This is a genomic window from Rhodococcus sp. P14, assembly GCF_000256505.1.
GTDB classification, from domain to species: Bacteria; Actinomycetota; Actinomycetes; order Mycobacteriales; family Mycobacteriaceae; genus Rhodococcus; species Rhodococcus ruber.
Genome location: NZ_AJFC01000262.1, coordinates 1 through 5,274, shown reverse-complemented (window position 1 = coordinate 5,274; position 5,274 = coordinate 1). Strand labels below are relative to the sequence as shown.

The following is a 5,274-nucleotide window of genomic DNA, read 5'->3' as shown; positions in this document are numbered from 1 at the left end:
GGGGGCGGGGGGAGCCACGAGACCACGGCCGAGCGCGCCGCCGGGGACCGCACCTGGACGTACGGGCACGTGATCGTCGACGAGGCGCAGGAGTTGTCCGCGATGGCCTGGCGGATGCTGATGCGGCGCATTCCGAACCGCTGGATGACCCTGGTCGGGGACACCGCCCAGACGGGGGATCCGGCCGGGTGCTCGTCCTGGCAGCGGATCCTCGAGCCGTACGTGGCCAATCGGTGGAAGAAGGCCGAGCTGACCGTCAACTACCGCACGCCCGCGGAGATCATGGAGATCGCCCACGCGGTGCTCGCCGAGATCGACCCGCATCAGGTGCCGCCCCGCTCGGTGCGCGAGTCGGGATTCGCGCCGTGGGCCCGGCACGTCGTCGAGGACGACCTGCTCGAGGCCGTGTGCAGCGCCCTCGCGGACGACGACGGGCCGGGTCTGACCGCGGTGATCGCGCCGCACGAGCTGGCGGCGCAATGGGATCACCTGCGGTCGGATTCGGTGCGGGTGTCCACGGTGAGGGAGGTCAAGGGCCTGGAGTTCGACTCGGTGCTGCTGGTGGAGCCGGCCGCCATCGTGGCGGAGTCGCCTCGCGGGCTCAACGACCTGTACGTGGCGCTCACCCGCGCCACCCAGCGGCTCGGAGTGCTGCACACCGGGGAGCTGCCCGAGTCGCTGACGGCACTGGCGACGCCGGCCCGGTCGTGAGGGGTCGTCGATGTGCCGTGTCGACGTCCGCCCCGTCCCGGCAGGCGGTATGTTGCGGGCGAACGTGCGGCCGGTCGGAACGGGAGGCGGGGCGGTGAGGAAGGCGTGGCCTCGAAGGGATCGGACACGGAGGGATCGGACACGGAGGCACTGGACACGGAGGCACTGGACACGGCTCCTGGCAGGGTCCGGGCTCCTCGCCGCGGCGGTGGGATGCGCGGGGACCTCGGCGTCCGACGACTCCGGGCCCTCCGTCCCGGTGACGGTCCCGATGGCGGCCGCTCCGGTCGAGGCAGCGGCGCTGGACGGGCCGGCCCTGCGGTTCAAACAGGCCCTGGCCGAGGTGGGGCTGGCCGCCGGCGTGCCCGACGAGACGCTCGTGGCGCTCGTCCGCGGGACGTGTGCACAGCTGGCTGCCGGACTGCCGGAAGACCAGGTCCTCGGTTCGGTCCGGCCGGTCGCGGCCTTCGCGGCGTCCGTCTCGCGGGCGTCGTTGCAGGGCGACGATGCCGCCCGGTTCTACGTGGGTGCCGCCCGCGAGACGTACTGCTGACCCGGGGGTCAGCGCACGGTGTGCACGATGAGCACGTCCGAGGTGGACTTGCGGGCGAGGTCGGACGGGACGGACCCGAGCAACCGGCCGGTGAGGGTGTTCAGGCCCCGGTTGCCCACCACGAGCAGGTCCGCTTCCACTTCCGCGACCAGTTCGAGGAGCGAGTCGACGGGCGCCCCGACGACGGCCCGTTCCAGAACGTTCTGGGCGCCGGCCGCGTGTGCCTTCTCCCGGGCGGTGCGCAGGATGTCGTACGTGGGCGCCGATCCGGTCACCTGGTAGGCGTCGTCCCCGAGCACGTCGGCGGCGCGGGCGCTGTCCTTCGGATCCACCGGGTAGTAGGCGCACGCGATGACGAGGCGGGCCTCGGCGTCACCGGCGAGAGCTGCCGCCTTCTCGACGGCCCGGTACGACGACTCGGAACCGTCGGTGCCGACGACTACGGTCCGGTAGGCGCTCATGCAATCCTCCATGAAGTTGGTCGGGTCTGGCCGGCGGGCGACCGTCGATGCGTCCCCCCCTCCGACTGCTGCGTAGACAGTAACGGCCGATCGGACGGGTCCGGCAGCCTTTGGGGTGGATCCCACAGACCTGCCGGCGTGCGCTCGACGCCACTGACCGCCGTTGACGTTACCGTGCGTCACCGTAACGCGGGCCGAACATCTGCGCGGGGAACACGCCGGACTCCACGAGGGCGTCCCGCCAGGGCAGCGCGAGCTCGATCAGCCGATCGGCCTTGCTCTCGCCCAGCGCCGCCCACGGCGCCGCCGCGAGGTCGTCGGTCAGGTCCTCGACGAGTTCGCGGACCTCGAAACCCTCGTCGGTGAGCTCACCGGCGCGGTCGAGCAGTCCGCGGGCACGCAGCGCCGTCGCCGCGGCAGTCCACTCCTCCGCGCTCCAACCGCGGCGCGCGCGGGCGAAGTCCTCGCTGAACCCGATGCCTGCGGCGGTGTGGGTGACGAGGGCTTCGATGCCGGTGAGTCCGGCGGTCTGCAAGGCGGCGACGTGCCCGTCACCGCGGTACTCGCGCAGCAGGGTCAGCGCGTGCCACAGAACCAGGTGCGGGGCGTCCGGCCACGGCAGGTCGGCATGCCCGGCGTACAGCGGCCGGCCCTCCGGCCCGGGGACCGCCCGGGCGGCGCTCGCCGCGAGTTCCGCCGCCTCGTGCATCTCCGGGGAGTCGAGCACCTCGGCACCGAGGATCCGGGCCAGTGCCTCGTCGATGCCGCGCAACCGGGCGGCGACGACGGCGTCGGGAGTGGCCAGCTGCCAGGCGCGCGGGATCGCGGACGCGACCAGGCGGGGACTGAAGTTGTAGAAGGTGGCGGTCACGACGCCGGCGCCGACGGCGCCGAGCGCGGCGGAACGCGCCGCGAAGTACCGCATCCGGCCGCCTTCGAGGCCGGTGTCGCCGAGGGCGGCGTCGACCTCGGGGGCGAAGTACCCGACGGAGTGGATCAGTTCGAGGGCACGGGCGGTGCGGCCGGCAGACTGTGGGTCCATGCCGCAGACGCTACGCGAGACCCGCGGCATCCATCCCGCGCAGTTCCTTCTTCAGGTCGGCGATCTCGTCGCGCAACCTTCCGGCCAGCTCGAACTGCAGCTCGCGGGCGGCGTTCATCATCTGGTCGGTCAGTTCCTGCACCAGGTCGGCCAGTTCGGCGCGGGGCATGGACTTCACGTCGCGGCCCTCGTAGACGCCGGCGCTCACGGCCCGACCGGATTCCCCCGGTGCGCGGCGGCCGCGGGAGGCGTTGCGGCCCGAGCCGCCGACCTCCACGGTGTCGTCGGCCTCCTCGTAGACCTGGTCGAGGATGTCGGCGATCTTCTTGCGCAGCGGCTGCGGGTCGATGCCGTGCTCGAGGTTGTAGGCGATCTGCTTCTCGCGGCGACGCTCGGTCTCCTCGATGGCGCGCGCCATCGAGTCGGTGACCTTGTCGGCGTACATGTGGACCTCGCCGGAGACGTTGCGCGCCGCGCGGCCGATGGTCTGGATGAGGCTGGTCGTCGACCGCAGGAACCCTTCCTTGTCGGCGTCGAGTATCGCCACGAGCGAGACCTCCGGCAGGTCGAGGCCCTCGCGGAGGAGGTTGATACCGACGAGGACGTCGTACTCGCCGAGCCGCAGCTGCCGGAGCAGCTCGACCCGCCGGAGGGTGTCGATGTCCGAGTGCAGGTAGCGCACCCTGATGCCGAGCTCGAGCAGGTAGTCGGTGAGATCCTCGGACATCTTCTTGGTCAGGGTGGTCACGAGCACCCGCTCGTCCCGCTCGGCGCGTTCGCGGATCTCGTGCACGAGGTCGTCGATCTGGCCCTTGGTGGGCTTGACCACGACCTTCGGGTCCACCAGCCCGGTCGGGCGGATGACCTGTTCGACGAATTCACCGCCGGCCTGCCCGAGTTCGTAGGGACCGGGGGTGGCCGAGAGGTACACGGTCTGGCCGATGCGTGCGGCGAACTCCTCCCAGGTCAACGGGCGGTTGTCGACGGCCGAGGGTAGCCGGAACCCGAACTCGACCAGGTTGCGCTTGCGCGACATGTCCCCTTCGTACATGGCGCCGATCTGCGGGACGGTGACGTGGGACTCGTCGATGACCAGCAGGAAGTCCTCCGGGAAGTAGTCGATCAAGGTCGCCGGCGCGGAACCGGCCGGCCGGCCGTCGATATGCCTCGAGTAGTTCTCGATGCCGGAGCAGAACCCGACCTGCCGGATCATCTCCAGGTCGTACTGGGTGCGCATGCGCAAGCGCTGCGCCTCGAGCAGTTTGCCGCGGTTCTCGAGGTCGGCGAGCCGGTCCTCGAGTTCGGCCTCGATGCCCGTCACGGCCCGTTCCATCCGTTCCGGTCCCGCGACGTAGTGGGTGGCCGGGAAGATCCGCAGCGAGTCCACCTTGCGCACCACGTCCCCCGTCAGGGGATGCAGGTAGTAGAGGGCATCGATCTCGTCGCCGAAGAACTCGATGCGCACGGCGAGCTCCTCGTAGGCGGGGATGATGTCGACGGTGTCGCCCTTGACTCGGAACGAGCCGCGGGTGAACGCCATGTCGTTGCGGGTGTACTGCACGTCCACCAGCAGGCGCAGCAGGGCGTCCCGGGGCACCTCCACCCCGACCTCGAGTGCGATCGAGCGGTCCAGGTACGACTGCGGCGTGCCCAGGCCGTAGATGCACGACACCGACGCGACCACCACGACGTCACGGCGGGAGAGCAGCGCCGAGGTCGCCGAGTGCCGCAGCCGTTCCACGTCGTCGTTGATCGAGGAGTCCTTCTCGATGTAGGTGTCGGTCTGCGCGATGTACGCCTCGGGCTGGTAGTAGTCGTAGTACGAGACGAAGTACTCGACGGCGTTGTGCGGCAACATCTCCCGTAGCTCATTGGCGAGCTGGGCGGCGAGGGTCTTGTTCGGGGCCATCACCAGGGTGGGGCGCTGCACCCGCTCGATCAGCCACGCGGTGGTGGCCGACTTGCCGGTGCCGGTGGCGCCGAGCAGCACCACGTCCTTCTCCCCCGCCTGCAGGCGGCGCGTGAGTTCGTCGATCGCGGCCGGCTGGTCCCCGGCGGGTTGGTGGTCGCTGACCACCTCGAACCGGCCCTCGGTTCGTTCGATCTCCCCCACCGGGCGGAACTCGGAGTGGGCGACAACGGGATGCTCGCTTGCGAACGCCATGGGAACCAGGGTAGGCGGCGGCACCGACAATGCCGATCGGCGGCGGGGACCCGGTGCGTGGCCGCCGGGACACGGAGTCGTCCGCCGGGCATGATCGGTCGGACCGGACCGCCGTCCACCGCCGGCTCTCGTCGGACAGTCCGTCCGGGAGACCGCGACCTCCAGGGGGTACCCGTGAACGCTCGCAACGATCCGAAGCCCGCGGTGGCGCCGCCACCGGACTACCGGGTCCACACCCGGCTGGACCTGAAGAACGACACGCGGGCGGTCGCGGCCGTGCGGACCGTCCTCGTTCTCACCGTCGCCGTCCTCTTCGGCGCGGCGGTACTCCTGGACCTGCCGC

The 5,274-nt window shown here is 71.0% G+C and carries 5 protein-coding genes; 2 read left to right on the top strand and 3 right to left on the bottom strand.

Features of this window, described 5'->3' with window-relative positions; all coding sequences use genetic code 11:
- Nucleotides 1–711 (top strand): ATP-binding domain-containing protein (locus OEY_RS28660; RefSeq protein WP_010595335.1); only part of this gene is annotated, 711 nt, incomplete at its 5' end.
- Nucleotides 712–982: 271 nt separating this feature from the next.
- Nucleotides 983–1,264 carry a DUF732 domain-containing protein gene (locus OEY_RS0118645; protein ID WP_010595334.1) on the top strand — a complete coding sequence of 94 codons (282 nt, stop codon included), beginning with the start codon at nucleotides 983–985 and terminating at the stop codon, nucleotides 1,262–1,264.
- Nucleotides 1,265–1,272: 8 nt separating this feature from the next.
- On the opposite strand, the gene OEY_RS0118640 is transcribed toward OEY_RS0118645, so the two are convergent.
- The 3 genes from OEY_RS0118640 to uvrB all read right to left on the bottom strand — a co-directional run bounded on the left by OEY_RS0118640 (nucleotide 1,273) and on the right by uvrB (nucleotide 4,931).
- Entirely contained in the window at nucleotides 1,273–1,725 is a 453-nt protein-coding gene (locus tag OEY_RS0118640) for a universal stress protein (protein WP_010595333.1), read from the bottom strand.
- Between the two features lie 169 nt (nucleotides 1,726–1,894).
- Entirely contained in the window at nucleotides 1,895–2,767 is an 873-nt protein-coding gene (locus tag OEY_RS0118635; RefSeq protein WP_029540105.1) for an SCO6745 family protein, read from the bottom strand.
- Between the two features lie 10 nt (nucleotides 2,768–2,777).
- The gene (gene uvrB / locus OEY_RS0118630; protein WP_010595331.1) at nucleotides 2,778–4,931 is read right to left on the bottom strand and encodes an excinuclease ABC subunit UvrB; all 2,154 of its coding nucleotides are present in this window, start codon (nucleotides 4,929–4,931) and stop codon (nucleotides 2,778–2,780) included.
- Nucleotides 4,932–5,274 lie beyond the last annotated feature (343 nt).